Raw genomic sequence first — 26,363 nt, forward strand, 5'->3', positions numbered from 1 at the left:
GCCCAACACCCGCGCCTCGAGCTCGAAGGCGCCGCCGGAGAGCAGCTCCGGCTGCAGACGCAGAATCACCGCGCCGTCCTCGCCGGGCTCGTGGCGCCAGGTGGCTCTCTGGCCTTGCAGCGAGGCACCTTCGCCCGGAGCCCCGGCGCTTTCCGCCACCCGCACCGCAGGCTGCAAATCGAGAGCCTCCAGCTCGAGCATCTCGGGTTCTTCGCCGGCCACCGCCGGCGGCTGGAGCAGCTCGACGAAAGGCAGTGGAGCTTCCTGCAAAGCCCGCAGACGAATCTCCAAGCGCTGGCCTTCCCGCAGCGTCATGCGGAATCCGGCGGCCTCGGGGCGGGCGGGGTCGAAGTACAGCACCTCCCGTAGCGGCGCCTCGGCGTCCACCGGCGAGGACACAGCCTCGTCGCCGGCCCGCAGCCAGGCCTGCCCTAGGGTAGTGACATCGAGCTCCACTGCCTCTAGATTCAGGGCGTAGCGCTCCCGGGGGGTGGGCGGTGAGAACGGTGACGCCAAGGGCTCCAGGGCGGTGCAACCGGCGGTCAGCAGCACGACGAGAAGTACGGCGGCGAAGCTTGCGGACAGGGTTCGAAAGTGCACGAGAATCTTCGACCTCCATGGCGAAATGGAATCAAGTCCGGGCCGGCACGGGCCTCCCGAACCATGGGCTCGCAAGATCTTCGAGCAAAATGTGTGCCGAGACGGGTGGCGGTGCTCGGAGAAGACCGCGCTCGACTGCCTCCACCCGACGACCTCCACCCGACTACCTCCGCCCGACTACCTCCGCCCGACCCGCAAATGCACCGGCCACACCACCGCCCGCCGGGGCTCGGAGCCCCAGGCGGCGCGCAGCCGGGCGGTGGCCTCTGGGAGGGGGTCGAAGCCCTGACGGCGGCTGCGGCGGAGGGCGGACCAGGTCTCCAGGTAGCCGGTGACCTGCTCCAGGGTCCAGGACTCCCGCAGCTCGAAGGTCGGCGCGGAGATCTCTTCGAACGGGAAGTCGAGGGTGCGGTAGCCCTGGTCGATGAAACGCCGCTGAGGGGGCCAATAGGGCCCCAACTGGCCGTCGTAGAGGTCGCGCAGCTCGGGGTCTAGGTCGTCGCCGAGGGTGAAGAGGTCATAGCACCAAGCCGCCACCACGCCGCCGGGGCGAAGGACCCGCCGGACTTCCCGGTAAAAGGACTCCAGCTGGAACCAATGCAGGGCCTGGGCCACCGTCACCAGATCCACCGAGGCGTGGGCCCAGGGCGCCGCCTCCGCCGTCGCCGCTGCATAGCAGGCTCGTGGAGCCGAGCGGGCCTGGAGCAGCTGGCTGACGCTACCGTCGGTGGCCAACACGCGGCCGAAGTGGCCCCCTAACGGCACCGCCGCCTGGCCGCTGCCGGTGGCGCAATCCCACGCCACGCGGCGCCCCGGCGTCACCTCCGCCAGCCAGCGAAAGAGCTCCTCGGGGTAACCGGGCCGATACGAGGCGTAGCCGGAGGCGACGGCGGAAAAATGGTCGGGAAAGGCCTGGGTCATGATGGGAGACTCCTCGCCGGATTGTGCAGCATCCAGTACTCTAGGATCCATGCAAAGCCTAACCGATCTCCGCCCCGCCGCCTCCCGCTCTCGTTCGGGCAGGCTTCTCCTCCTCGTCTCCAGCTTGCTGACGACCAGCGCTCTCGTGCTGGCCTGCGGCAGCGGCGCCGAGCCCACTCCCCAAACCCAGCCCCAAGCCACCGGTGGCGAGACCGCGCCCGAAGCCCCGCCGGCGGAGGATGCAGAAGCTCAGGAAGCAGCCTGCCTGAGCTTGGCCCAGACCCCGTGCACCAAATCACCGGATTGCACGCTGGTCCAGGACGAAAGCGCTGAGTCCGGCTATCGCTGCCGCGCCGCCCAGGGGCCCTGCGAAGAGGGATTCCGCCAGCAGGGCAGTACCCAGGAGGATTGCGAGTCCCGGGAGGGCTGCCGTTTCGAGCCCGCCCGTTGCTACTGCCCGCCGGAGGTCACCTGCGTCTGCGGCGGCGGCCCGCCGGCACGCTGTGTCGAGGCCGGTGCGCCGTCCACCTCGCCCCAGAGCTAGCTGAGATCGCAGCGCAGCGGCTCAGAGCACTCCCCCACCCGGCGCCGAGCTCTTTGCTTTTCCAGCATCACTTGCTTAATATTTATTGATTATTTACGGAAGCTGAGATCTGTCGGCGGTCTGCCGGCCGAGATCCCAGCGTCCCTGTGGCGAGAAGGCCCGGATGGCCTTCCCCCGAGGAAAGGCCACTCTAGAAAAGGCCACTACAAAAAAGGCCACTAAGAAAAGGAGAGACTATGTCGATGTTCCGCTGGACCCTCTTGAGCACCCTCGCCGTCGGATGCTTCCTGCTCCTCCCCATCACCGCCGAGGCTTGTACCGACTACGAATGCCAAAACGTTCCCCAGGCGGGCAACCCCTTCTGCATGCGCTGCGTCGACACCGGCCAGCCCACCAACGCCAACTGTCAGAACATGGGCTCCTGCGGTTGTCTGGACGTGCAATGTGCCGCCAGCGATCAGGAGGCCTCCGCGACATCCGACTACTGGCTCAACGAGGCCCCCAACGGCCTTCTGGAGGCCTGTCCGGTTCCCGTCGAGGTGGTCCCGGAGGCCAGCAACGAGGGCTCACCGGCAGCCGCCTAGAGAGATCCGCGGGTGGCGGAGAAAACAGTCCGCCGCCCGCACGTCTCCACCCTCTGGGCGGCTCAGAACGAGCCTTCGCCTTCTTCACTAGCGCGTTTTATGATTCAATGATCTACATCATTCCTGGTAGCAGAGACGCCAGCGGCACGGTGCCGTTGCGGCGCGAAGCTCCTCAAGCTCTGAAAGGAGACACGATGTCGATCACCCGTCTGCTGATTCTGTCCGCCCTTGCCTTCGGAATCGTCCTGCTGGTGCCCACCCCCGCCGAGGCCTGTAGCACCTATGCCTGCCAGCTGGTGGATCACCCCACCATCCCGTTCTGCCTGCAATGCGTGGACACCGGCTCCCCCACCGGCGCGAGCTGTTTCAACACCAGCGTCTGCGGCTGTCGCTTCCAGCAGTGTCTGTCCAGCGGCGAGGCCACGATGGAACCCCGCTCCTGGCGCTCGATCACTCCCGAGGCCGCTGCCGGAAGCTGCCCCGACGTCAAGCCCGCCGATAGCCAGGCCCTCGAGATCACCGCCGCTGCGGCCTAGCTCCCAGCCAGCCGAGACGACGTGCGCGGGGTCTGCAAGTCGGCCACCAGCGAGGCGGCTCCCAGGACCCCGCGCTCATCTCCCAAGCCCGCTTCGACGATCTGCAACGGATCGAAGCTCCGAAGCGCCTGAGAGGCTCCCGAGAGGGCCTGGCGGCGGGCCAGCTCCTGACGCACCTGATCGACGTAACCGGGGGTCTTGGCGGCCACGGAGCCGCCGATGACGATGCGCTGCTCGCCGAACCCCTGATCCAAGAGAATCGCCAACCCGGCGGCGAGGATGTGGGCGGAGCGGTCGAAGAGTCCCCGGCTGAAGGTGTCGCCCCGGGAGGCGGCCTGCCCCAGATGCCGGGCGGTGAGCTGCGCCAGGAGCTCCTCCAACTGCTCCCGCGTCGCCGGCGCCGGCCCCTCTTCCGTGCTGAAGACGCTGGTCAGCTGCTGCAGCTGTTCCAGGCCATGCCGATCCACGTAGGCCCGAATCTCTCGGCGGGCGTGGGCGGCGGTGGCGGGACCGCTGGCGAGGCTCTCGAGGTTGATCTCGGGCTGCGCTGGGTCCGGGAAGGTGTAGAGCCCGGGCTCGATGTTGCGCACGGCACCGGAGTCGTAGCGGGCACCGCCGACACCGGTGCTGACGGTGATGTAGAGCATCCGCTGGACTCCGCGGCCGGTGCCCAGGCGCGCCTCGGCGAGGGCGGCGACGCAGGCGTCGTTCTCCGCCGCTACCGGTACCTCGCACTCCCAGCGCCGCTGCAAGCAGGTGGAGAACAGCTCCCGGGGAGAAGTGCCGATCCACGCCGGCAGGTTGGGCGCCGTCTTGAGCACCCCGGAGAGCGGATCGAAGTCGCCGGGAAAACCGATGCCCAATCCCACCACCTCGTCCCGGCTTCGCCCCAGGCTCTCCAGCAGCTGCTCCACCTGGCGGACCACCTCCACCACCATCGCCGCCGGCTCCAGGTCCGGGCGACTCTCGGCACTGCTCCAGCCGAACAGGGCGCCTCCTGCCATGGCGTTGGCGCTCATGGCCCCTGCGGCCACCTTGGTGCCGCCGATATCCACTCCAAGACTCAGGGGCTGCTCGCCGACACCCTCTTCGATCGAATCACCCGCCATTGGATCCTCCCTCCACAGCCGTCTCCTGCTTGCCGTTGGTAGTGGTCGAGGGAGTGTCCGTGGCGGCGGCAGCGTCACCAGAGGCCCCGATGGAAATCGCAGTGCTCAGAGGCTCCAAACGCCAGGCCCAGCCGTCCTCGCCCCGCTCCGGCGACGCCCCTCCGGCTACGGCCTCGAGCTCTCCAAGGTCCACCAGCCCCGTGGCCAGCTGCACGGTCCGCGCCTGCTCTCCCAGGTGCACCGCGACCAGCGCCGTCTCCTCCGCCGTCTCTTTGACCCAAATCAACAGATCCTCCTCCACCACTAGGGGTCGCCGGCCGCCCTGGCGCAGAGCCGGATGCCTCTGACGGGCGCGCAAGAATTGGCGAATGGGCTCGTACACCGCGCCGGAGGTGCCCTCTTCCAGTCCGACCCAAGGCATGGCAATGCGGCTGGCGTCGTTGAATCCCCGCTTGGGTGCGCCGTCTGCCAGTCCCGCTTCGGTGCCGTAGAAGAGTACCCAAGGCTCCGACAGGGAGGCCAGGAATCCCACCGCCGCCACCAGCCGCTCCCCTTCCCCGGCCCAGGACAGGAAGCGGGAGAGATCGTGATTGTCGAGGAAGAAGGTGGGCCGAGCTCCGGTGCCATAGGCATGCTCATAGCCTTGCAGCCAATCCTCCACCGACTCCAACGAACCACCCCCGGCGAAGACCTCGGTGAGCAGGATCTGCATGGGGAAGTCCAGCAGGCTGGAGAATTGAGGCCCGGGATCCGCCATCCCCGCCCCGGTCACCGGCTCGTAAAACTTCGCGATCTCGGCGATGTTGGCCTCCACCCCTTCGCCATCGGCCCAACACTCCCCCACCAGGAAGGCCCCGGGCTTGGCCGCCTGCACCTCGGCATAGAGCTCGGCCCAAAAATCGTGGGGCACGCCGCGAACGTAGTCCAGCCGCAGGCCGTCCACGTTTTCCTTCACCAGCCAGTGCAGGGCGACGTCCTTGAGAAAGCGGCGGGTGGGTTGATGGTCGAAATTCCAGTAGCGGTAGCCGGCGTCCCAGCTATCCCACAGTTTCTCCGCTTCCTGGCGGGCGCTGGTGGCCCGGGGCTTGTGACCGCCGGGATCACCAGCCTCGCGGTCGTAGCCGCGGTTGGCGTGGTTGAGGGGCAGGTCGAGGATCACCTTCACCCCGCGCTGGTGCAGCGCCTTCACCACCTGGCGGAAGAGCTCCAGGGAGGCCTCCGGATCGTCCGGCACCGCCACCGCATCACCGATGCGGTAGTAGTTGGTGACGTCGTACCCGTGAGAGGTGCGAGCGGCGAAGAGCGGGCTCAACCACACCGCGTCGACGCCGAGGTCGGCGAGGTAGTCCGCCTTCTCCAGCACCCCCTGGAGGTCACCCCCGGCGTAGTTGCGGTGGCGCCAGCCTTCCACCTCTCCATCGTTGCTCGGATTGGCGTTGCGGAAGTAGCCCATCATCACGTGGTAGATGGTCCAGCCCTCGACGCCGAGACTGACCGCCCCAGAGGAACGAGGCCCGAGGATGACCGTGGCCGAGTCCCCGCCGCGGCGCCCGGGAACGGTCACCGTCAAGCGCGTGGCATCTGCCGGCACCGCAGCCAGGTGGACGGCAAGGCGGTCCTTGTCCAGCACCTCGGTGCTCGCCGCCAGTTCCGTTCCGTCGGCGCTGAACACCAGACTCTCGGCGGCCTTGGCAGCATTCTTCACCGCTACCTCGACGTGCCATTCCCCCGCCTCCCCCGGTACCACCCGCTCCATGCGCAGCTCCGCAGCGGACGCCGGCACGGCCCACCAGCCTGCCAGGGCCATCAACCCCAGGCTCCAGAGTCGCAGCTTCCTTCGGGCTCCCAGCCTCGCTGCGCTGACTCTGCGAGAAGTCTTCCCCTCGGGTCCAGGCATGGCCTTTTCATTGGCTTCTCGCTTGGGCAACATCGTTGCTCCTCTCCTCGCTCAGGGTCGAACACCGGCATCGCCGCCGCGGCCCCCTCGGGTTAAAGTACGCGCCATGGACACACGCTCCGCCGGCATCCTCCTGCACCCCACGTCCCTCCCCGGTCCCTACGGTATCGGAGACCTGGGGCCGTCGGCAGTGACCTTCCTGGACTGGGCGGAACGGGCCGGCCAGCGACTGTGGCAGGTCCTGCCCCTGGGCCCGACCCACGGCGGAGGCTCCCCCTACGGTTGCCTCTCGGCCTTCGCCGGCAACCCCTGGCTGATCTCTCCGGAGCTCCTGCGTCGCCAAGGTTTCCTGAGCCAGGAGTACCTGGCCTCGGCGACCGCCCCGCAGCCCGCCGGCGGCGATCCCCATCAGGTGGACTTTCCGGCGGCGGCGGCGACCAAAGAACGGCTGCTGCACCGCGCCTGGGAGGTGTACCAACACCGCGCCACCAGCGGTCAGCGCCAGCGGCTGGAAGAGTTCCGGGAGCACCCGGACCAACGCTCCTGGCTGGACGACTGGGCCCTCTTCGCGAGCCTCCGCGCCGCCCACGGCAACCGCGGGTGGTGGCAGTGGGACGCCGAGCTGGCCCGGCGCGAGCCCGGTGCGCTGCGCCGTGCCCGCCAGGAACTTCGCCATGAAATCGAACGGCACTACTTTATCCAGCATCAGTTCTTTCTCCAATGGGGCCTGCTCCGGGAGCACGCTCTCAGCCGCGGAATCCGCCTGTTCGGGGATCTTCCCATCTACGTCGCCTGGGACAGCGCCGACGTCTGGGCCCATCGCCGGCTCTTCGAGCTCGACGACGAAGGCGAACCGCTGGCGGTGGCGGGTGTCCCGCCGGATTATTTCAGCCCGACGGGCCAATTGTGGGGAAATCCACTCTATCGCTGGGAGAAGATGGCCGAAGAAGGCTTTTCCTGGTGGATCGAGCGCGTCCGCGCCAACCTCCGCTTGACCGACTTGGTACGGCTCGATCATTTCCGCGCCTTCGCCGGCTATTGGCGCGTCCCCGCCGGCGAGCCCACGGCGGAGAACGGTACCTGGGAGGATGGCCCGGGCAAACCGTTCTTCGAAGCGCTTCGTGAGGAGCTAGGGGATCTACCTTTGGTGGCGGAGGACCTGGGAGTCATCACCCCCGACGTCGACGAGCTCCGCACCACCTTCCGCCTCCCCGGCATCCGGGTGCTCCAATTCGGCCTCGACGACCCCGACTCGATCCACGCCCCCCACAACCTCGCTCCCCACACGGTGGTCTACACCGGCACCCACGACAACGACACCTCCCGCGGCTGGTACGCCAGCTGCTCCCCCCGCCAACGCCAACGCATCCGCCAATACACCGGCGGCCGGTTCCATTCCATCCACTGGGATCTGATCCGCCAGGCCCTCACCTCCGTAGCCCGCATCGCTGTCGTCCCCATGCAGGACGTCCTGGGGCTGGGCTCGGAAGCGCGCATGAACACCCCCGGCCAACCGGACGGCAATTGGGGCTGGCGCCTGACGGAAGATCAGCTGTTGCCGGAGCAGGCAGCCCGGCTGCGGGCGCTGACGGGGTTGAGTGGGCGGGTGCGGGAGGGGCGGGGGGAGTTGGGCTAAAAGACGCGGGTTGCGGATGTTACTGATCTTGCCGGCTTGGTGAATCCAGAACCCTCACCCCCTCGATCCCCCTCTCCCAGCCCGCCCTCCCGTCCACCCGGTAGAGGGGGAAGCTCGCAGCTCACCGTTGGTCCTGGACTGACCAGGACGGGCGGGGGCGTCCCTTTCCCGGTCGGGGGGGCGGGAGGACTGGGAGAGGGAACGAGGGTGAGGGCTCTGTTCAGTCTCGGCTGGCTACCTGGCGCGCCCCTCCCAAGGGCTTCAGGCAGAGACAGCCACCCAACCCTCTCACGGCTCGATCCGAACCTCCGTCCCAATCTTCACCCGGTCGTAGAGCGCCTTCATGTCCGGATCATCGAGGGCGATGCACCCGAGGGTCCAGTCTGCGGACGAGCCCCGACCGTGGATGTAGATCTCACCACCCAGCGGCGTATCCCACGGCGGGCACCGACCGTCCCGCTCCGCCTCGAGGATTGCTCGCGCCTCCTCACGGGAGAACCACCCCTCGGCCAGCGCCCGCTCGGCATCCTTCGCGCTGGGATAGTTGATCCCCAACGATAGGTAGTAGCGACTCTGGGGATTCTTGATGCACACGGAGTACCGCCCCTCCGGCGTCGCGCCGTCGCCCTCGCGCTGCTTGTCCCCCTTCGGCTGAAACCCCAGACCGATGGGGTAGGTCGCGATCACCTCGGAGCCCGACAGGACTCTTAGCTCCCGAGCCTCCTTCCGCACCACGAGCACCAACGCTCCATCGCTCTCCTGGCCCACGACAGCAGCGCCCGGGCAAAGCGCCCCCACCAGCAGGATCACCAGGAGCACGGTCTGGAATTTTCTCCGCACGACCCTCATACACCTTCAGACTCTCGGAGAGCTCTTCGAGTTCCTGAACCCCCACACTCGTTCCCACGGTTCACCGTGGGAACCACTCCGTCCCCACCAGCGCAGCAGACCGAGGCCCCGCTCCAGCGGGGCGGGTAAGCGCCGCAGAGCAAGGTACGAAGCCGGATTCATCCTGCAACATCGCCCTCCTCCACCCGCCCCAACCACCGCCAAAACCTCCGGAACCGCCGCTGCACGGCACCCCGGCCGCGCCTTCCCCGGCTCTCCGAGAACGCCTCCACCACCGCTTCCGGCTCCATCCCCTCGCCGGAGCCGAAGCGGCGTTTGAGTTGGGCGAGGTGGTCCATGACGAAGAGGTAGAGGTCGGTGGGGGTGCGGTTGGGGAAGCTGGCGGGGAGGTTGCTGCTTTCTAGAGCGTCCATCACCGGGCGATAGACGGCCTGGTACCAGGAATCTACCGCCTCCTGCCAGGGGATCTCCCGCTCCTCCTCCAGGCCGCGAAAGTAGCGGTGGACGACGATGTGCTCCAAGAGGCGATCGTAGCCGGTGGCGGTGGTGACCAGGAGCTCTTGGTCGTCTTGGGGGACCAGACCGGTGGTTTCGAGGAAATCCGACAGGCCGCGCTTGAGCATCACGTCTTCGAGGGAGGCCTCCGGGGCCAGGGGGACGGGAGTGAGGAATTCCTTGACGTGAGCCTCGACGGTGGGGGTGCCGAGGGATTGGAGGTAGGAGATGCGATGGTGGCCGTCGACGACGAAATAGGCGTCGCCGACCTGGTAGAGCTCCACCGGCGGGAAGCCTTCGGGGCTCTCTGCCAGGCGGGCGATGCCTTCCCAACGGTCGCGGGAGGACTCCCGCCGCGGTAGGAAGGCGCGGTCGAACTCCCGGGCGCGGCCCAGGGAGCCGACGATTCTGTCCAGAGGGACGTCCTGAAGGCCCCGGTCCACCAAGTGGCGGAGGTCGAGGCTTTCCTTGACCGCTTCGAAGGGCAGCAGCCGGGCCGGTTCGACGGCGCCAAGGCGGGCCAGGTAGTGGCGCAGGATGGCCCCGCGACGGACCTGGTCGAAGCGGCTCACCGGGCGGCCCCGGGCTTCTTCCTAGGGAGCGTCGTCCGACTCCGCCGCTGCTTCCGCCGGCACGATGCCGGGGAGTCGGGCCGGGCGGCCGACGTCGGAGTTGAAGTCGCTGAGCAGGCGCTCCTGGGTGGTGCCGGAGGGCACGAAGATGTCCACCAGCGGTGGCTGTAGCGGGGAATCCTCGCGTCCGCCGCCGAAGCGGTCCCGCCAGCTGCCGGGGCCCACCGGCACCACCATCAGGTTGTCGGCGACGCCGGGAGCGAAGCCGGCCTTGGCCACCAGGTCGAAGCTGCTGATGAGGTCCGCGCCGGTGACCACCACGGTGTAGGCCCAGGAAGGATCGGCCTCACCGCCGAGAAATTCGTCGGGCACGAAAAAGCTGACCTCTCGACCCCGCACGCGGATCTGGGTCGGGAAGAAGACGCTCTCCACCAGCGACGCCCGCACCGCCTGGGCGCGCGCTTTGTCGGCGGCCTGGTCGTCCATGACTTCCTCACCCTGCTCCTCCCGCACCGCCTCGTTGAGGGTGCGGATCCACATGCGCTTGAGGGCGCTATTCATCACCGCCGGACGGGGGGTCAGAATCACCGCCCGGTCCCAGGCGAACTCCGGCTGTAGCTCCGCCTTGCGCCCCGGGAGCATCTCCACGCCGCCGCTGCCGGGGACTCGGTCCTTGTCGATGTAGACGTCGACGTTGAAGGTGTAGAAGCCATGGCGGGCCACGGAGGTCAGATCGGTGCCCAGCTCGTCGATGGCGCCGCGCTCGGTGGTGCGCACATTGCCGGCGAATTCCACCTCGAAGCGGGTGCCGCCGCGGGCCCGGAGCGCCCGGAAGGCCACCACGTCCAGATCGCCGCGCTCGAATTCGGTGCGGATGGGATACGTGAGATTGCCGCCGCCGTAATCATCCCCGCGGGGGTCCTGGAGCTCGAAGATCTGCTTTTTGGAGGCCGCTTCCAGGCTCATGGGCGCAACGGCCAGGGCCAGGATGAGGCCGACGAGGACGGGGTGCAGGGGCAAACGCAGCTTCATGGGGACGCTCCTCCAGCGGACTTGAGAGATTCCGAACGACGCAAGACCGAGCCGTGTCCTAGCTTGCATTTCGTGAAGACTCCGAGGCACCCACCGCAGGCAAGGGGCGGAGCGGAAGCACGCGCGGAACTGTCTGAACGAAGTGAGTTTTCCGCGCGCCGCTCCGGCCCGACCGCCGGCGGTGGCTAGCAGTGCCGAGGCCTGAACGAAAAGCAAGCTAGGACACGGCCCAAAAACAGGGGCGGGAAGCACACACTCCCCGCCCCCGATGATGGCACAGCGGCCTACTAGAAGACGATCTTCATGTAGACCTTGAGGCGGTTCTGCTCGAAGTCCCGGGTGGCCAGGCTGTTCCAGCCGCCGAAGCGGCCACTGAAGCCCGGGGAGCCTTCCGGAACATTGTTGTTGGCGGCGATACCCGCATCGGCGAACTGGACCACGAAGCCGTCCCCGAAGTCGGGGTCGAACTCGCCGGTGTTGTACTCGTAGTTGAGGCCGAACTCGGCCCCGCCGACGAAGTACTTGGCGGCGATCATGATCTTGTCGCGGGTGTGGTTGCCGGACGCCATCTCGTGCAGCTGATAGGCCTGGAAGGCGGTGTTGCCGTCCACCAGGTCGACGTCGTAGTTCTCGTAGGTCAGCGAGGCGTAGAGCTCGTCGGTGAGCTGGTAGCCGGCGCCGATCTGGATCAGCTGATAGTCCATGTCCCGATCGTCGTCGCTGAGGCTGTCGAAGGGCTTCCACTGGTAGCCGGTGACGCCGTTGACGGTGATCACCGGCGGGTTGCCGTAGATGTCGGCGGAGCTGTTCCCAGCGGAGTACTCGTTGCGGTTGCCGGCGCAGGCGACGCCACCACCGGGGCAGTCGCCGGCCTGATACGGCAGGAAGCGAGCGTCGTTCATGCGCTTGTCGGTCTCGTCGATCCACTTGATCTTGCCGAAGACGTCGACGCCGCGGCCGATGTCCAGGAAGTAGTCGGCCTTGAGCACCAGGAAGGTGGTCTCCTTCTCCTGGAACGGCGCGTAGGCGTTGCGGAACGAACCGACACCGGCATCGGACTCGAAATTCGGGTACTGCGAGTCGTTGAGGTTGCGGCTCGGATCATTCCAGGCCTGCCAGTTGGTGTTGTAGTCGACGTCGGTGTACTCCAGGGTGAGATCCCAATCCCCCACCGCCAAGGTCGGTTGGATGGTGTAACCCTTCCAGCCGATGACGGTCTCCGCCAGGGGCTCCTCGAAGTCGGTGAACTCCTGGTCGACGTTGATGGTGGCCACCTGCTGGGCGTGGCCCTGCCAGCCACCGATGCCGATGCGGGTGGGGTTGCCGGGGAACACGCCGAAGGCGGCGTTGGACGGCCCGGGGAAGGCGAAGGCGCCGTCGTGGCCCTCGGTGAGGAGCACGTCGGACTCGCGGCGGGCAGCCATCATGGAGACGTACTCGGCGCCGATGTCGAAATACTCCAGGTTGAAGGAGAGACCGACGTCGAAGGGATCGTTGAGGTCGATGTTGAGCTTGAAGGTCTCGTCGTCGAGCTCACCGGCGGGCACCGGCGAGAAGCCGGAGGTGCCGAAGGAGGCCGGGGTGTCGAGGAGCGGATCCGAGTCCGCCGACGAGGTGTAGGCGGCACCGCGGATGTCGATCACCGAGTTGGGGTGGATGCCGAAGCGCACGCCCAGCACATTGTTGCGGAAGCGGGTGACGATGTCCCGGCCGTCGTCGATGTCGAGGTCGTCGGCGTCCACCTCGATGTCGTTGACATATTGGTAGATCACCGCGAAGTCGAACTTCGAGGTCGGACGGAAGCCCAGCTGCAAGCCGTAGGCGCCGTCGGCGGTGGTGAACTCACCGGTGCTGAAATTGGGGCCGGCCCACAGCCGCGGCAGGCTGATGCGCACCGCGTCATAGGTGAACTTGCGATTCGCCGCCGAGCCCTGGAACAGGATGCCGGAGCCGTTGTCGCGGTCGATGTAGCGGATCTTGCCGATGGTGAAGGGGTCGAACATGCCGAAGTCGTTGGAGCCGATGGTCACCGTGTCCACCCACTTGTAACCGGGGGTGATGGTGGCCGTCAGACCGCGGAACTTGACGTATTGGGCGGAACGGGGATCGAACTCGCCGCAGTCACCGCCGACGCAGTCCCCGGACCCCGGCTCGCCGCCGTCGGGATTGCCGAAGCCCCCAAAGTTGGTCCAGAAATTCTGCGTGAAGCGGGCCTTCAGACGGCCGCTGATCTCCACCTTCTTGGAAGGCTTGGCGTGCAGCAGGAGCTCCAGCTCCGTGCCCTGGCCATTGTCACCAAACCCCTCGCCGGGGATGGTGGTGAAGTTGTAGAGGGATCCATCGAAGCGCTGGGTGCCCCACAGCCACTTCGTGTAATTGACCCCGGTGAAGGACAGCTTCTCGGTATCCGCGGCCATCGCCGAGGGGGTCACGAGGGTGAGGATCATGGCTGCCGCCAGGACCAGCACCACTACTTGCAAACTCTTTCTCATGATGAAGAGACTCCTTACTTCTCAGAGACTGAATCGAGGATCGCGAGATCCCGATGGAAAAATCCCAAATTCCAAGTCCGGTACCCACGGGCCGCTATGACCGTGGGCACCGGTGGTGAGGCCTCGACTTATTGGCGCATCATCTTGAGCACCGCCATCTCCTCGGCGGTACCGTCGGCGGCGCATTTGTACTTCAGCTGATCGGCGTCCCCGAGGACGTCGATGGCGTGGGGATCACAGTCGTAGTCGGTGCCGCCGCCGAAGCGGTGCTGGCCCTCGAACTCGTTGACCTTGCGGGTGAGCAGATCCCCCTCCGCAGGGAAGCCCTCGTTGGACTGCATGACCACCTGGTAGCCCCAGGTCGCCGGATCGCCCTCACCGATTTCCGCCAGCTTGACCTGACCGCTGATGCTGCGGCCACCGCCGGAGGTGCGGCTGGGCACGATGATGTCCTCCGCCATACCGGCGGCCTTGGCTTCCACCTCTTGCTTGACCCGAGCGAAGGGCTGGGGCGAGAGGATGATCACCTTGTCCCAGGCGTCGCTGGGGCCGAAGGTCACGTTGAGGCCCGGAGGGGAGTCGGTATGACCACTGCCCTCTTTGCCGTCGGTGTCGATGAAGATGAACACCATCTGGATCGAGAACCCGGTGTCCATACCCCAGGGATCCTCGACGTTGCCGTTCACCGACACCTCGAAGGTGGCCCGCTTGCCCTTGGTCTCGACCTTGAGCTCGGTGAGATCGAAGGAGCCACGGGTATAGACCGCGTCGGTGGGATAGACGTAGTCCCCCGGCCCATGATCGTCGCCGGTGGGATCGGAGAAGGTCACGTCGGCCAGCGCACTGCCGGCCGGGATCAAACAGGCGATCAATGCGATCACCAGAGCGGACATCCATCGTTTCTGCATTCCACACCTCCTGATAGTTCGTGGTTCCCGAAATTTCTATAGGTTCCAGTCCATTGCCGTACGGTTTCGCCCCATCGCCTGCTCAGCCTTTGACGGCGCCGGCGGTGAGGCCCGAGATCAGATATTTCTGCAGGAACATGAAGAGCACCACCACCGGCACCGCGGCGACGATGGAGCCGGCGGCGAAATAGCCCCACTGCTGCTCGGCGTAGCCGCCGACGAAGAAGCGCAGCCCCACCGGAGCGGTGTACATCATCTCGTTGTCCAGGAAGGTCAGGGCGAGGATGAACTCGTTCCAGGCGGTCATGAAGGAGAACAGCGCCGTCACCGCCACCGCCGGCTTGGCCAGCGGCAGGATGATGCGCACGAAGATGGTGGTGGTGGACGCCCCGTCCACCAGCGCGCTCTCCTCCAGCTCCCGGGGGATAGTGTCGAAATAGCCCTTGAGCATCCAGACGCAGAATGGGATGGCGGTGGTGGAGTACACCAGGATCAACCCGATATAGCTCGATCCCAGACCCAGCCACTGGACGATAATGATGTACAGCGGCACCAGGGTCAGCACGCCGGGGAACATCTGGGACACCAGGAAGGACATCAGGCCCACCCGGCGGCCGGGGAATTTGAACCGCGAGAAGGCGTAGCCGGCGGTGCAGGCCAGGAAGACTCCCACCACGGTGGTGGCGCCGGCCACCACGATGCTGTTGAACATCCAGCGGGCGAAGGGCTGATCGGCGAAGAGGGAGACGAAGTTGGAAACCGTCACCGTCTCCGGCCAGGGCAGAATGGCCCGCAGCCGATCCAGCAGCGTGGGTTCCGGCGGCAGGCTGATGAAGGCCAGATTCTGCTGACCGGAAAAGGCCACGGTGAACACCCACAGGATGGGGTACACCGTCACTCCCACCATCAACAGGAGGAAGCAGTGCAGGGGCCAGTGAGGAATCTCGTCCTTGCCGCGCCTCATACGCCCTCCGTTGCTCCGGTGACCCGGTTCTGCCACACGCCGTAGACCAACAAGATCATGAAGATCACCGTGGCGTAGGCCGCGGCGTAGCCGTATTGGTACTGCTCGAAGGCGATCTTGTAGGCCTCGGTGATGAGAATCTCGGTGGCGCCGCCGGGCTGCCCCTCGGAGACCAGGTAGATGATGTTGAACTGGTTGAAGGTCCACACCACCGACAGGATGATGGCCGGCACCAGCGCCGGTTTGAGGGACGGCAGGGTGACCAGCCGGAACTGCTGCCAGCGGCTGGCACCGTCCACCCGCGCCGCCTCATAGAGATCCGACGGGATCGACTGCAGAGCGCCCAGGGAGACCACCATCATGAACGGGAAGCTCAGCCAGCCGTTGGTGGTGAGCACCGTGATGTAAGCGGTGAGGGGCGAGTCGAACCATGCCACCGGCTCGCCGCCGAACATCTGCACCACCTGGTTGATGACGCCGAATTGCTGGTGGAACATGCCCTTCCAGATCAGCGCGGTGATGTAGTTGGGCACCGCCCAGGGCAGGATCAGCAGCACCCGGTAGATCGGCCGGAAGGCCAACCCCTTGGTGTTGAGGATCAGCGCCAGGATCAGGCCGACGCTAACGCCGATGGTGACGTTGGTCACCGTCCAGATGATGGTGAAGATCAGCGTCCAGTAGAAGTTCTGATACTCCCAGGTGCGCTGGCCGTCCACCACGCTCACCAGATCGAAGTCGGTGAGGATGTCGATGTAATTCTCGAAGCCGATCCAGATTTGGTAGAGCGGCTGGTCCAGGTTGTAGAGGGTCTGGCCGGTGAACGACAGGGTGATGCCGTAGAAGAATGGGAAGAAGACCAGCACCAACATGCCCAGGAGCGCCGGCAGGACAAAGAGATAGGCCTCCCGATGCAGCATCAGGGTATGTCCCAACCGCAGAGCACCACCGAGGCCGACGAACGCCGCCAGCCCGAAACCCAGCAGAGCGAGCAGTGCAAAGACGCTGGTGAAGCGCTTGCGGACCGGTGAGAAGGCAGCATCCACCGCCGCGGTGTCGATGACGCCGCCCTGGATGATGCCGCGAGCCTGACGGAACCGGTCGATATCCCAGGTCGCGGGATCGACGGCATCGGCGTCCACCAGCGACGGCGGGAGGGAGGCGCCGAAATGCTGCGCCGCCGCCGCCAGGGACTCCTGTACCGTCCCTTCCGCCAGCTGGCGATCGCTGCCCAAGGCCCCGAGCATGTAAATCGTGAAGCCCGCCAAGGCCACCGCCGCCAGAACCGCCGCCAGGGCTTGGGGCAACCGGCCGCGCCGGCGCAGCGGGAAGGCCACCATCATGAAGACGATCACCGCCAACAGAACGCAGGCCACCGCGGTAGGCGCCACGCTCGGCAAGACCGGCCCTTCGGCATCGGTGACCATCAGCACCACGCCGCTGACCTCTCCCTGCGGGTCCTCCAGCGGCGCCGCCAGGGCCAGACCCCGGTCCTCCCGGCGTTCGATGCTCACCTCTTCCTTCCACAGCCGCTGGTCGTCGCGGTTGGTCTGCACCGCCGCCCGCAGCTCCCGGCCGAGGTCGTACCAGATCTTGTGCTGCGGATCCTCGCGGGTCAGGCGGGCGGGCAAGTCCTGCTCGACGGCGCCCTCCCCCGCCGCCGCCAACAGCATGCGGTCATCGATGTCCACCACCCGGGCGGTGCGCACCGTCTCGCTGGCGGCGACATAGCGAGCCACCAGCGCCTGGACGTCCGCCGCCGGCTCCGCCTCCTCCTCGAGGGTGCCGGACTCTTCATCCACCCCGGCGAAGAAACCGCCGCCGGACTCCTCGGCTTCCTCCGACTCCTCCGCCATCTCCTCTTCGACGCCGGCGAAAAAGCCGCCACCGCCGTCTCCACCGTCGTCGGAGCTCTCCTCCCCGCCGGCGGTGGCCCGCTGCACCAGATCCGTCAGCGCCGAAAGGTGAATCAGGCTGCTCTGGCGCTCCGCCGCCCGCACCGTTGCCTGGCGGCCGGCGCTGCCGAGCCAGGCGATCAGCCCGATGCCCACCGCCAACCCGACCAAAAGGCCGAGGGCGAGGAGGCGCACTCGGCGCGTCGCCGCCCCAGGGCCCGTGTCGGAGCTGAGCTTGTCTCGACTCATGGTGCATCTCCCCGCCGCCGGGACCGAGGACTGCGGAACCTCCTCCGCAGCCTGCCCCCGGCGGCGCCGGCGATCATTGACGCAGCTTCTCGATGCGCTCCTGGACCTCTTCCTGGGCGGTATCCAGGGCGGCCTTGGGGCTGGCGGTCTGCTTGACCACCTTGTTCATGGCGGTGGTGACCGGCGACCACATCATGGTCATCTCGGCGTAGTTGGGCATGGGAACGGCGTTGTCCACCTGCTGGCGGAAGGCCTGGAGCACCGGGTCTTTGCGCACCGCGGGATCCCCATAGACCTGGACGTTGGCCGGAGTCTGACGGCCTTGGAGGGCCATCACCTTCGCCGCCTCGGCACCGGTGAAATATTGGACGAACTCGTAGGCCTCATCCTTGTGCTTCGAGGGCTGGGCGATGTAGGCGCCCTCGACGGTGATCCACGGCTTCATCGGCGTGCCGCCGGCTTCGTCGATCTTCGGCAGCACCGCCAGGCCGTAGTCCACGTCGTCGTTGATCTCTCCCAGGAACCAGGGCCCGCTGAAGACCATCGCCGCCTTGCCCTCGTTGAACAGATTGGTGATCAAGGCCGTCGAAGGCTCCGCCGGCAGAATCCCGTCCTGCTTGTACCAGTTCATCAGCAGATCCAGGGACTGGACGTTGGCGCTCTGGCTGACGGTGGGCTGGCGGGCGTCGTCGAAGACGCCGCCGCCGAAGGCGTTCATCAGCGCCGCGTGGTAATAGAAATCCGAGTAGGCATAGGCCAGGCCGAAGCGTCCGGCGGCGGTGTCGGTGTGCTTCTTCGCCTCCGCCACCAGCTGCGCCGAGGTGGTCGGCGGGGTCTGCACCATCTTCTTGTTGTAGAACATGGTGACCACTTTGAAGTTCACCGGCAGGCCGTAGAGGGAGCCCTGGTAGGTCATGGCCTGGCGGGTGGCGGGGATGAAGCGCTTGCGGGTGGCGTCGTCGACGAAGAAATCGATGGGCTCGACGGTCTTGCCCGCCTCCACCCAGCCGCCGAGGCGGTCCTGGGCGAAGATGAAGACGTCCGGACCCTTGCCCCGGGGCACCGCGGCGCTGATCTTGTCGGCGTAGGCGTCATAGGGCACCGCCAGGGTCTTGGCGCTGATCTTCTTCGCCTTCATGGCCTGGTTGAAGTCGGCCACCACCTGCTCGAAGGCGTCTTTCTCCGCCCCTCGATAGGCGTGCCACACCACCAGCTCGGTCTGGGCTTGGGCCCAGGCCGGCAGAAGCAGGGCCGCCAGGGTGAGAATCAGCAGGCCGGTACGCGAGAATCTGTTGTGCATGGGGGTCTCCTCAGGGCTCGGTCTATCGCCGCTCATCGAATGGGGCTGGTCGATTGGGGGCTCGTCGAATAGGGGCTTTTCATGGCGTGGGCTCGGGGGCGAAACCGCACCTCATTCCGTGTTCAGGCGCAGCTCGGTCTCGGTATCGAAGAGATGCAGCGAGTCCAGCTCCGCCACCAGATCCAAGTGTTCTCCGGCTCCCGGCATGCGGTGGGGATCGAGCTTGGCGGCCATCATCAGATCCCCGACCTTGCAGTGGACGATGATCTCGTGGCCCAGGGGCTCGACGATCTCCACGTCCGCCGGGATGGTACCGGTGGCACCGCGGGTGGGAGCTCCCTCCCCCAGCAGATTCTCCGGCCGCACCCCCACCAAGAGCTCCTGGCCGTTGCGCTGGGTCGCGGCGGCGCGGTACTTCTCCGGCACCGGCAGGTTGAAGCCGGGCCCCTGGAGGGTCTTGCCGCCGTCCCCGAGGGTGGCGCTGAAGAAGTTCATCGGCGGCGTGCCGATGAATTGGGCCACGAAGACGTTGGAGGGCTGATCGTAGAGCTCCAGGGGCGTCCCAACCTGTTGCAGGTCGCCGTCCTTGAGCACCGCCACCCGATGCCCCATGGTCATCGCTTCCACCTGATCGTGGGTGACGTAGATGGTGGTGGTCTTGAGCCGCCGCTGGAGCTTGGTGATCTCGGCGCGCATCTGCACCCGCAGCTTGGCGTCGAGGTTGGAGAGGGGCTCGTCGAAGAGGAAGACCCGGGGCTTGCGGACGATGGCCCGGCCGACGGCGACGCGTTGGCGCTGGCCGCCGGAGAGCTGCCGCGGCTTGCGGTCCAGGAGCCCCGTCAGGCCGAGGATCTCCGCCGCCTCCTCCACCCGCTGACGGATTTCCTCGGCGGGCATCTTGCGAATCTTGAGACCGAACTGCAGATTCTCCCGCACCGACATGTGGGGATAGAGGGCGTAGCTCTGGAAGACCATGGCGATGTCCCGGTCCTTGGGCCGAACATCGTTGACCACCCGGTCGCCGATGGAGATGGTGCCGCCGGTGATCTCCTCCAGCCCCGCCACCATGCGCAGGGCGGTGGACTTGCCACAGCCCGACGGCCCCACCAACACCATGAATTCCTCATCGCGGATTTCCAGGTTCAGATCGGCGATGACCTGTACCGGGCCGTAGCTCTTCGAGACGTGTTCGAGGGTGACGCTGGCCACTGATCGCTACTCCTTGTGGGTCTCCGGCGGCGGCGCGGAGCCGGTATCCGAGGCGCCGGCCATGGAAGAAACAGTGTCCGTAGAACCAGTATCCGAGGTATCGGGAGCGAGCACCACACCCCCTAGGGCGGGGAGAGTGAGGGTCAGCTCCGGGCTTCCCGCTGCGTCGGTGGCCGCGGTGGGGGCCTGGCCAGAGAGGAGATCCCGCACCGGGGAACCCCCTGGCCAAGGCGAGGCGAATCGGATGTCCACGGGCTCCTCGGAACGATTCACCGCCACCACCACGGCGTCCGCCAGCTCGCCGTCTTCACCGGCGGCGCGGCGCAGGAAGACCAGGTGGTCGGTGCCGAAGTCGAGGCCCTCGTGGGTGCCCCGCCACAGTGCCGGATGCTGACGGCGAATCTCGATCAAGCGGCGGTAGAAGTCCCGCAGATCCTCGTCCCGGGGGTCGCCGGCGCCGGGCTCGATGGCTCGATCCCCCCAGGGCATGTCGCTGCGGTTGGCGGGCCAATCCCCACCCAGCCGAGCTACCTCTTCACCGTAGTAAATCGTCGGAATGCCCGCGGTGGTGAGCTGTAGCAGCGCCGCCAGCCGGAAGCGCTCCAGATCGCCCTCCAGCTGATAGAGGCTCATGGGCACATCGTGGCTGCCCAGGTAGTGGGCCAGGTGGTGGCCGTCCCGGACCTCGTGGCGCTTCTCCAGATAGCGGTTGTAGGCCACCGGCCGGCCGCGGCCCTGGAGGAAGCCCAGCGTGCTGCCCTGGAAGCCGAAGTCAAAGCCGGCGTCCATCTCGTCCCCCTCGAACCACGGATCGAGGGAGCGGGCGTCGCCGCCCCAGACCTCGCCGAGGAGGAAGAAGTCATCCCCCAGCCGTTCCCGTACCCGCCGGCGATGCTCCTGCCAAAAGTCGTGGCTGACGTGTTTGACGGTGTCGAGACGGAAGCCGTCCAGCCCCACCCGTTCCGCCAGGCCCAGATGGGCCTCCATCAGATAGTCCCGCACCTGGGGATCTTCGGTGCGGAAGTCCGGCAGTCCCGCCAGGCAGCCGGTGAGGTCGTCAGCGCCGCAGCCACCATATTGCTCCGACCGCAACCAGGTGCGTGTGCGCGGGTTCTTCAAGTATTGGGAGTCATAGCCGGCGTGGTTGTAGACCACGTCCAGGAGCACCGCCATCCCCCGCTGGTGGGCGTCTTCCACCAGGGCCTTCAGCTCTTCCTCGGTACCAAAGCGGGAATCCAGAGAGTAGAAGTCGTCGGCCCAATAGCCGTGATAGCCCCAGTCCGGAAAGCCGGCGCCGGTCACGAAGTGATCGATATTCTTCACCACCGGGGTGATCCACAGGGCGGTGACGCCGAGCTCCGCCAGCTCGTCCAGCTGCTGCCGCAGGCCGGCCAGGTCGCCGCCGTGGAAGGCACCCTGGGCCTCCCGATCTACGGCCCGATTGTTGCTCTCGTCACCATCGGCAAAGCGATCGAGGATGACGAAGTAGAGAATCGCCTCGGCCCATTGGGAGTGCGGCTCGACGGTTAGAGCCGCCGTCTGCGCCGGTGCTCCCGGAGCGGCCTCACCCGGAGCTGTCGCCGTAGCTGCGGCGGGGGGCTGGATGCCAGCGCCGGACGCACAAGCCGAGGCGAAGGCCATCGTGGCGAGCACCACGGCGGCGAGCCCCCAGGCTTCGGCCCCAGTTCTTCCGGACTTCGACTTCATCATTGTGGACAAAATCTCACGCAGTACATCCAAAAAGGCTTTTAGAGTTCCTTGACGATTTCCGAACTGACTTTAGTGCGTCGGATGATAACACCGGGTCACGGATTGTCAATCCTGTATCACATCTGTCAAGCTTAGCTCCTAGAGAGTCCGTTCCGCACATCGCAAAGTCAACTTCTACAGGGGCTAAGGGAGCCTCTGGGAGCGCTGCCGCAACTCCGGAATCGGCCCAATAGATCGCAAAAGTTATACACACATGGGCCAAAAACCTACACAGAGCTCCTCCCGCCGCCGGAAGGAAGGGCGGCGCGGACCGAAGGAGGAGAGTCCACGCTTCCCGATCCGCGTCGCGGCTCAGCGCACCGGTCTCAAGCCCAATCTGATCCGCGCCTGGGAGCGGCGCTACGACGCCATCCAGCCCCAACGCTCAGCGGGGGGCCAGCGCCTGTACAGCGAATCCGACATCGAGCGGTTGTTGCTCCTCAGCCGGTTGACCGATGGTGGCCACAGCATCGGGCAGATCGCCGGATTGAGCACCCGCCGGTTGGTGCGGCTGCTGCACCAACAACAGCCGCCGTCCGACGCCCGGGTGGAAGCCGAGCCGGAGGCCGCAGCCCCGAAGGACGACGATCCGCGAATCCGGCACTGCCTGGAAGCAGTCCAGCATCTGGACGGCCGGGAACTGCTCTACCGTCTGGAGGGGGCGCTGGTGGACCTGGGCGCCCGGGGCACCCTGGCCCAGGTGGTGGTGCCGCTGATGCGGCGCATCGGAGATCTGTGGAGCCGCAATCTACTGCGGCCCATGCACGAGCAGCTGGCCACCGGCACCGTGCGCACCTTCATCCACCAGCTGATTCAGCGCCAACGGCCCGCCCCCGGAGCCCCGATGTTGGTGGCGGCGGCGCTACGCGGCCAGCGCCACGAGCTCGGCGCGCTGCTGGCGGCGGCGATGGCGGCGACGGAGGATTGGCGAGTCCTGCCCCTGGGGGCCGATCTGCCGGCGGAGGATCTGGTGGCGGCGGCTCGGGAGATGGGCGCTGCGGCGGTAGCCCTGAGCCTGATCTATCCCGCAGACGATCCTCAACTGGGCCATGAGCTCCTGCACCTCCGGCAACAGCTGGGGCCGGAGGTGGCGCTGCTGGTGGGCGGCCGTTGCGCCGTCGCCTACCGCTCCTTCCTGGAGACCGCCCGGGCCGTTCAGGTGGAAGATCTGGCGGAGCTGCCCACCGTCCTCGCGGACCTGCGCCGCCACATCGGCGGCCCCTCCCGGCGGCGCCGGTTGCCCCACGGCGCGCCCTTGGCGGGCTCACGGCTAGGCTCACGGGCGACCTCGCTGGCCCTCTCCCACGGTTCCCCCGGCGCCGGATCCGGCGCCTGGCGCAGCCGTCGCCAAGTCTTCGTTTCGGCCGAGGCCCGCCAGCGCCTGGGGCTCGATTCGACCCAGATCAGCACCGACGGCGGCCTGTTGCTCGAAGATCTGCCCGCCGTGCGCTCCCTCGCCCTCGACCTCCGCCGGCGCACTGCCGCCGATCCCCTCGCCGAACCGTCCACCCCTCCCCCACCCTCCGCCGGTGATCTCTACGCCCTGGGCCTGCTCCACGAGTTCTACCAGGACCTGCTGGCGGGCTACCGGGCACGGCGCAACCCGCAGGTCCTCGCCCGAGCCCTGAGCTGGCTTCAAGAAGGCTTCGGCCGTGGCACCGTCGACCGCATGCTCCGCCGCACCGCCGCCCTCTTCCCCACCGCTCGGGGGGGAGTCGGCAGCGCAGACCAGCCCGACACCGAGAAAGCCCACATTGCAGCGGAGGATCCGGAGTTCCTGCTACACAAGGCCCTCATCCTATGGCTGCTGAACGAGAACCCGGCGGCTCGCGGTGGCCGCCTGCTCTTCGATGACGAGCAGCTGGAAGCGGAAACCGGCTACCGGCGGCTGATGGCTCACCTCGGCCACTTCTTCGACGGCGAGGCCGGCTATGGGGCCGGCGACGAAAGCGTCTTCGGTTTGTTGCGAGTTCCCGCCGGCATGGCGCCGGACTCCCTGGCGGCGCAGCTGGAGCACGTTCTGGCGCTGGAGCGGCGGGTCGCCGGCGAACGCCGGGATCGGCTTGAGACCGGCCTCGACGTGCTACGGGAAGAGCACCGGCCGCTCTTCGCTCCCAATCCAACACCGGGTCCAGCACCGGGTCTTGGAGTGGGCGCCGCAACGCCGCCGGAGCCGGGGCGCGCCTACCAGGAGCTACGAGGCACTCCCCGGCGCTATGGCCGGTGCCGCCCCTGGATGCGGGAGCTGGTGTTGGTGGCCAAGCACGTGGACGTTTGGCTGCATCAGCTCTCCGCGGGTACCGCCGGGGCGCAGACCTCCCCGGGGCGGACCCTCGAGCGGCTGGATCAAATCCCCGACGCGGCCCTCGACGATCTCGCAGCCCAGGGCTTCACCGGTCTGTGGCTGCTGGGAGTCTGGCGCCGTAGCGAAGCCTCCCGGCGGATCAAGCGTGCCGCCGGCGACGCCCGGGCGGAGGCCTCCGCCTACGCCGTGGACGAATACCGCGTCGCCGAGCACTTGGGCGGCGATGGCGCGCTGGAGGATCTACGCCGCCGCGCCGCCGCCCGCGGTCTGCGCCTGGGCGCCGACTTCGTCCCCAACCACATGGCGCTGGACTCTCGCTGGGTCCTGGAGCGCCCGGAGCTCTTCCGCAGCCGGGAGGACAATCCTTACCCCAACTACACCTTCACCGGCCCGGACCTGTCGCCGGATCCCGCCGTCGGCCTCTTCGTCGAGGACCACTACCGCGACCGCAGCGATGCCGCGGTGGTCTTCCAAAGACTGGACCGGGAGAGCGGCGAGGTGCGCTACCTCTACCACGGCAACGACGGCACGGGGCTGCCGTGGAACGACACCGCCCAACTCGATCACCTGCGGGCGGAGACCCGGCAGGCCCTAATCGACGCTCTGGTGGCGGTGGCCCGGCAGTTCCCGGTGGTGCGAGTGGACGCCGCCATGGCTCTGGTGCGGCGCCACATCCTGCGGCTGTGGTACCCATCCCCGGGGCAAGGAGGAGCGATCCCCTCCCGCGCCGACCACGGTCTCACCGAGGCTCAGCTCGAGCAGGCCATGCCTCGGGAGCTGTGGCTCGAAGCGATGGAACGGCTCCAGGAGGAGGCCCCGGACACCCTGCTGGTGGCGGAGGGATTCTGGCTCATGGAAGCCTATCTGGCACGCAATCTGGGCCTCCACCGGGTGTACCACAGCTCCTTCATGCATCACCTGCTGGAGGGTGACAACGAGGCGTTCCGGCGCTCGCTGCTGGAGGCCCTGGACTTCGACCGCCGGCTGCCGGAGTGCTTCACCAACTACCTCACCAACCCGGACGAAGAACCCGCCGTGGTGCGCCTGGGCAAAGGGGACCGCTACTTCGCCCTGGCCACGCTCCTGGCCACTCTCCCGGGCCTCCCCCTCTTCGGCCACGGCCAGACCGAGGGCCTGGTGGAACGCTACGGCATGGACTATCGCCGAGCCCGCTTCGACGAGGATCCGGATCCCCGCTTCCTGGCCCGCCACCGAGCCCAGATCGCGCCCCTTCTACGGCTGCGCTCGCTCTTCGCCGGCAGCCGGCATCTGCACCTGCTGGACTTCCACCCCGCCCCGCAGAAGACCCCCGAGGGGAGTGGCCCCAAGGAGAACGAGCCCGAGAAGCCGGAGGCTCTGGATTGCGTCCTCGCCTTCTGCAACCGCCCCAAAGCCGACGACGGCCTGAAGACCAGCGCTGCCCTGGTGGTGGTGAACCACGACGCCCGCCGGGTCATCGGCTCGCTGCACCGGGTTGCCCGGCTCCGACCCTCTGCTTCACCGGCGGAAAGCGACGATTCGGGGGGAACTTCGGGGAACAGCGGCCCCGAGGATCTGCTGGCGACGCTGGAGATCGAAGCCGCCCCCCGCCGCTGGCTGCTGGTCCACGACCCGCGCACCAACGCCGCCGAGCTCTGGTCCACCGAGGCCCTGGCCCGCCGGGGCCTCGATCTCACCCTCGAACCCTTCGCCACCCGAGTGTGGATCGGTTTCGAGCTCCTCGACGACCCCGACGGCGAGCTGGCGACCCTCGCCGACGACCTGCACGGAGAGCCTCTGGAGATCTGGCGGCGGCGGCTCGGAGACTTGGGGCACCTACAGAGCACCGGCACTGGCCATGGCTGACTCAGATCGGCCATGGACGCAAAACGCCCCGACCCTCGAGAGGATCGGGGCGCCAATGCATCGAGAACGCCGCTAGCTCAGAGACACAGCTCGTAGGGATAGATGATCGGGTCCCACGTCTCGCACGCCATGCCGAAGGTGTAGGTCTTGTAGCAATAGTCCGAATCCGTCTGGTAGTCCACCACCTGCTGCTGGTTGTAGCAGCCGGTGCAGGAAGGGCAGCTAGGGCAGATGCGCACCACTTGGATCCGGTCGCGGCGGTAGTTGACGAAGTGCAGACGGGCGCGCTCGTCCGCCGCAAACTGCCAGTCAACGCAGCCCCACTGGTACAGCGGCGTGCTGCTGGTTTCGTACCAACCCGTCCAATAGTCCTGGAGCACCGTCGAGCAGGCGCACGGGCCGGGATCACAATCACCGATCTCGGCACAGCCGACACAATCCCCCTTGCCTTCGTCGAAGGGGCCGTCGGCGTCACAGGGCACCGTTGGTCCACAGGTACCACAGCCGGTCACCGAGTCCGCCACCGGCACCGGCGCCAGCTCCGTTCCCGGCCCGGTGACCTCGGAAACGATCTTCACCGGCACCGTGGGGGCCTGCAGAAGCTCTCCGGTGCGCCGGCTGAGCTCGGCCAGGGAAACCGTTTCCAGCGTCACACCGTTGTCGATGACGGTGGCC

Annotated in this window: 20 protein-coding genes; 5 read left to right on the forward strand and 15 right to left on the reverse strand. The window is 67.1% G+C overall.

Annotated features, from left to right (window positions below):
- Both SX243_13415 and SX243_13420 read right to left on the reverse strand, forming a co-directional pair.
- A partial coding sequence (locus tag SX243_13415; protein MDY7093960.1) for a hypothetical protein occupies positions 1-600 on the reverse strand: 600 nt, incomplete at its 3' end.
- Positions 601-777: 177 nt separating this feature from the next.
- Complete coding sequence (locus tag SX243_13420) at positions 778-1,521, reverse strand: class I SAM-dependent methyltransferase (GenBank protein MDY7093961.1); 744 nt, start codon at positions 1,519-1,521, stop codon at positions 778-780.
- 49 nt (positions 1,522-1,570) lie between these two features.
- Here SX243_13420 and SX243_13425 point away from each other — a divergent pair, with 49 nt between their 5' ends.
- From SX243_13425 to SX243_13435, 3 genes are all read left to right on the forward strand, one after another.
- Positions 1,571-2,065, forward strand: coding sequence for a hypothetical protein (locus tag SX243_13425; protein ID MDY7093962.1), 495 nt, complete (start codon positions 1,571-1,573; stop codon positions 2,063-2,065).
- A 236-nt stretch (positions 2,066-2,301) separates the two neighbouring features.
- Positions 2,302-2,649 carry a hypothetical protein gene (locus SX243_13430; GenBank protein MDY7093963.1) on the forward strand — a complete coding sequence of 116 codons (348 nt, stop codon included), beginning with the start codon at positions 2,302-2,304 and terminating at the stop codon, positions 2,647-2,649.
- Between the two features lie 194 nt (positions 2,650-2,843).
- On the forward strand, positions 2,844-3,185 hold the full coding sequence (locus SX243_13435) for a hypothetical protein (protein ID MDY7093964.1): 342 nt from the start codon (positions 2,844-2,846) through the stop codon (positions 3,183-3,185).
- On the opposite strand, the gene SX243_13440 is transcribed toward SX243_13435, so the two are convergent.
- Positions 3,182-4,294 carry an ROK family protein gene (locus SX243_13440; protein MDY7093965.1) on the reverse strand — a complete coding sequence of 371 codons (1,113 nt, stop codon included), beginning with the start codon at positions 4,292-4,294 and terminating at the stop codon, positions 3,182-3,184. The two genes, SX243_13435 and SX243_13440, sit on opposite strands and share 4 nt — an antisense overlap.
- Positions 4,284-6,101, reverse strand: a complete 1,818-nt coding sequence (locus tag SX243_13445) for an alpha-amylase family glycosyl hydrolase (GenBank protein ID MDY7093966.1) — start codon at positions 6,099-6,101, stop codon at positions 4,284-4,286. The genes SX243_13440 and SX243_13445 overlap by 11 nt, the downstream gene beginning before the upstream one ends.
- A gap of 88 nt (positions 6,102-6,189) precedes the next feature.
- On the opposite strand from SX243_13445, the gene malQ reads away from it, so the two are divergent.
- Positions 6,190-7,827, forward strand: coding sequence for a 4-alpha-glucanotransferase (gene malQ / locus SX243_13450; protein MDY7093967.1), 1,638 nt, complete (start codon positions 6,190-6,192; stop codon positions 7,825-7,827).
- A 288-nt stretch (positions 7,828-8,115) separates the two neighbouring features.
- On the opposite strand, the gene SX243_13455 is transcribed toward malQ, so the two are convergent.
- From SX243_13455 to SX243_13500, 10 genes are all read right to left on the reverse strand, one after another.
- The gene (locus SX243_13455) at positions 8,116-8,667 is read right to left on the reverse strand and encodes a L,D-transpeptidase (GenBank protein ID MDY7093968.1); all 552 of its coding nucleotides are present in this window, start codon (positions 8,665-8,667) and stop codon (positions 8,116-8,118) included.
- A gap of 167 nt (positions 8,668-8,834) precedes the next feature.
- Entirely contained in the window at positions 8,835-9,743 is a 909-nt protein-coding gene (locus tag SX243_13460) for a transcriptional regulator (GenBank protein ID MDY7093969.1), read from the reverse strand.
- Positions 9,744-9,764: 21 nt separating this feature from the next.
- Complete coding sequence (locus tag SX243_13465) at positions 9,765-10,775, reverse strand: glucodextranase DOMON-like domain-containing protein (GenBank protein ID MDY7093970.1); 1,011 nt, start codon at positions 10,773-10,775, stop codon at positions 9,765-9,767.
- A 287-nt stretch (positions 10,776-11,062) separates the two neighbouring features.
- On the reverse strand, positions 11,063-13,267 hold the full coding sequence (locus SX243_13470) for a hypothetical protein (GenBank protein ID MDY7093971.1): 2,205 nt from the start codon (positions 13,265-13,267) through the stop codon (positions 11,063-11,065).
- A gap of 128 nt (positions 13,268-13,395) precedes the next feature.
- On the reverse strand, positions 13,396-14,175 hold the full coding sequence (locus tag SX243_13475; GenBank protein MDY7093972.1) for a glucodextranase DOMON-like domain-containing protein: 780 nt from the start codon (positions 14,173-14,175) through the stop codon (positions 13,396-13,398).
- 82 nt (positions 14,176-14,257) lie between these two features.
- Positions 14,258-15,139, reverse strand: coding sequence for a sugar ABC transporter permease (locus tag SX243_13480; GenBank protein ID MDY7093973.1), 882 nt, complete (start codon positions 15,137-15,139; stop codon positions 14,258-14,260).
- Positions 15,136-17,280: a sugar ABC transporter permease gene (locus SX243_13485; protein MDY7093974.1), complete on the reverse strand. Its 2,145-nt coding sequence runs from the start codon at positions 17,278-17,280 to the stop codon at positions 15,136-15,138. The genes SX243_13480 and SX243_13485 overlap by 4 nt, the downstream gene beginning before the upstream one ends.
- 73 nt (positions 17,281-17,353) lie before the next feature.
- Positions 17,354-18,580: an extracellular solute-binding protein gene (locus SX243_13490; GenBank protein MDY7093975.1), complete on the reverse strand. Its 1,227-nt coding sequence runs from the start codon at positions 18,578-18,580 to the stop codon at positions 17,354-17,356.
- A 111-nt stretch (positions 18,581-18,691) separates the two neighbouring features.
- Positions 18,692-19,789, reverse strand: coding sequence for a sn-glycerol-3-phosphate ABC transporter ATP-binding protein UgpC (ugpC, locus tag SX243_13495; GenBank protein ID MDY7093976.1), 1,098 nt, complete (start codon positions 19,787-19,789; stop codon positions 18,692-18,694).
- Between the two features lie 6 nt (positions 19,790-19,795).
- Positions 19,796-21,499: an alpha-amylase family glycosyl hydrolase gene (locus tag SX243_13500; GenBank protein MDY7093977.1), complete on the reverse strand. Its 1,704-nt coding sequence runs from the start codon at positions 21,497-21,499 to the stop codon at positions 19,796-19,798.
- A 253-nt stretch (positions 21,500-21,752) separates the two neighbouring features.
- Between SX243_13500 and SX243_13505 the strand changes: the two genes are divergently transcribed.
- Positions 21,753-25,688 carry a MerR family transcriptional regulator gene (locus SX243_13505; protein MDY7093978.1) on the forward strand — a complete coding sequence of 1,312 codons (3,936 nt, stop codon included), beginning with the start codon at positions 21,753-21,755 and terminating at the stop codon, positions 25,686-25,688.
- 77 nt (positions 25,689-25,765) lie between these two features.
- Here the strand turns inward: SX243_13505 and SX243_13510 are convergent.
- The coding region (locus tag SX243_13510; GenBank protein MDY7093979.1) for a hypothetical protein at positions 25,766-26,363 on the reverse strand (598 nt) is incomplete at its 5' end.

The organism is Acidobacteriota bacterium, assembly GCA_034211275.1.
In the GTDB taxonomy this organism is placed as follows: Bacteria; Acidobacteriota; Thermoanaerobaculia; order Multivoradales; family JAHZIX01; genus JAGQSE01.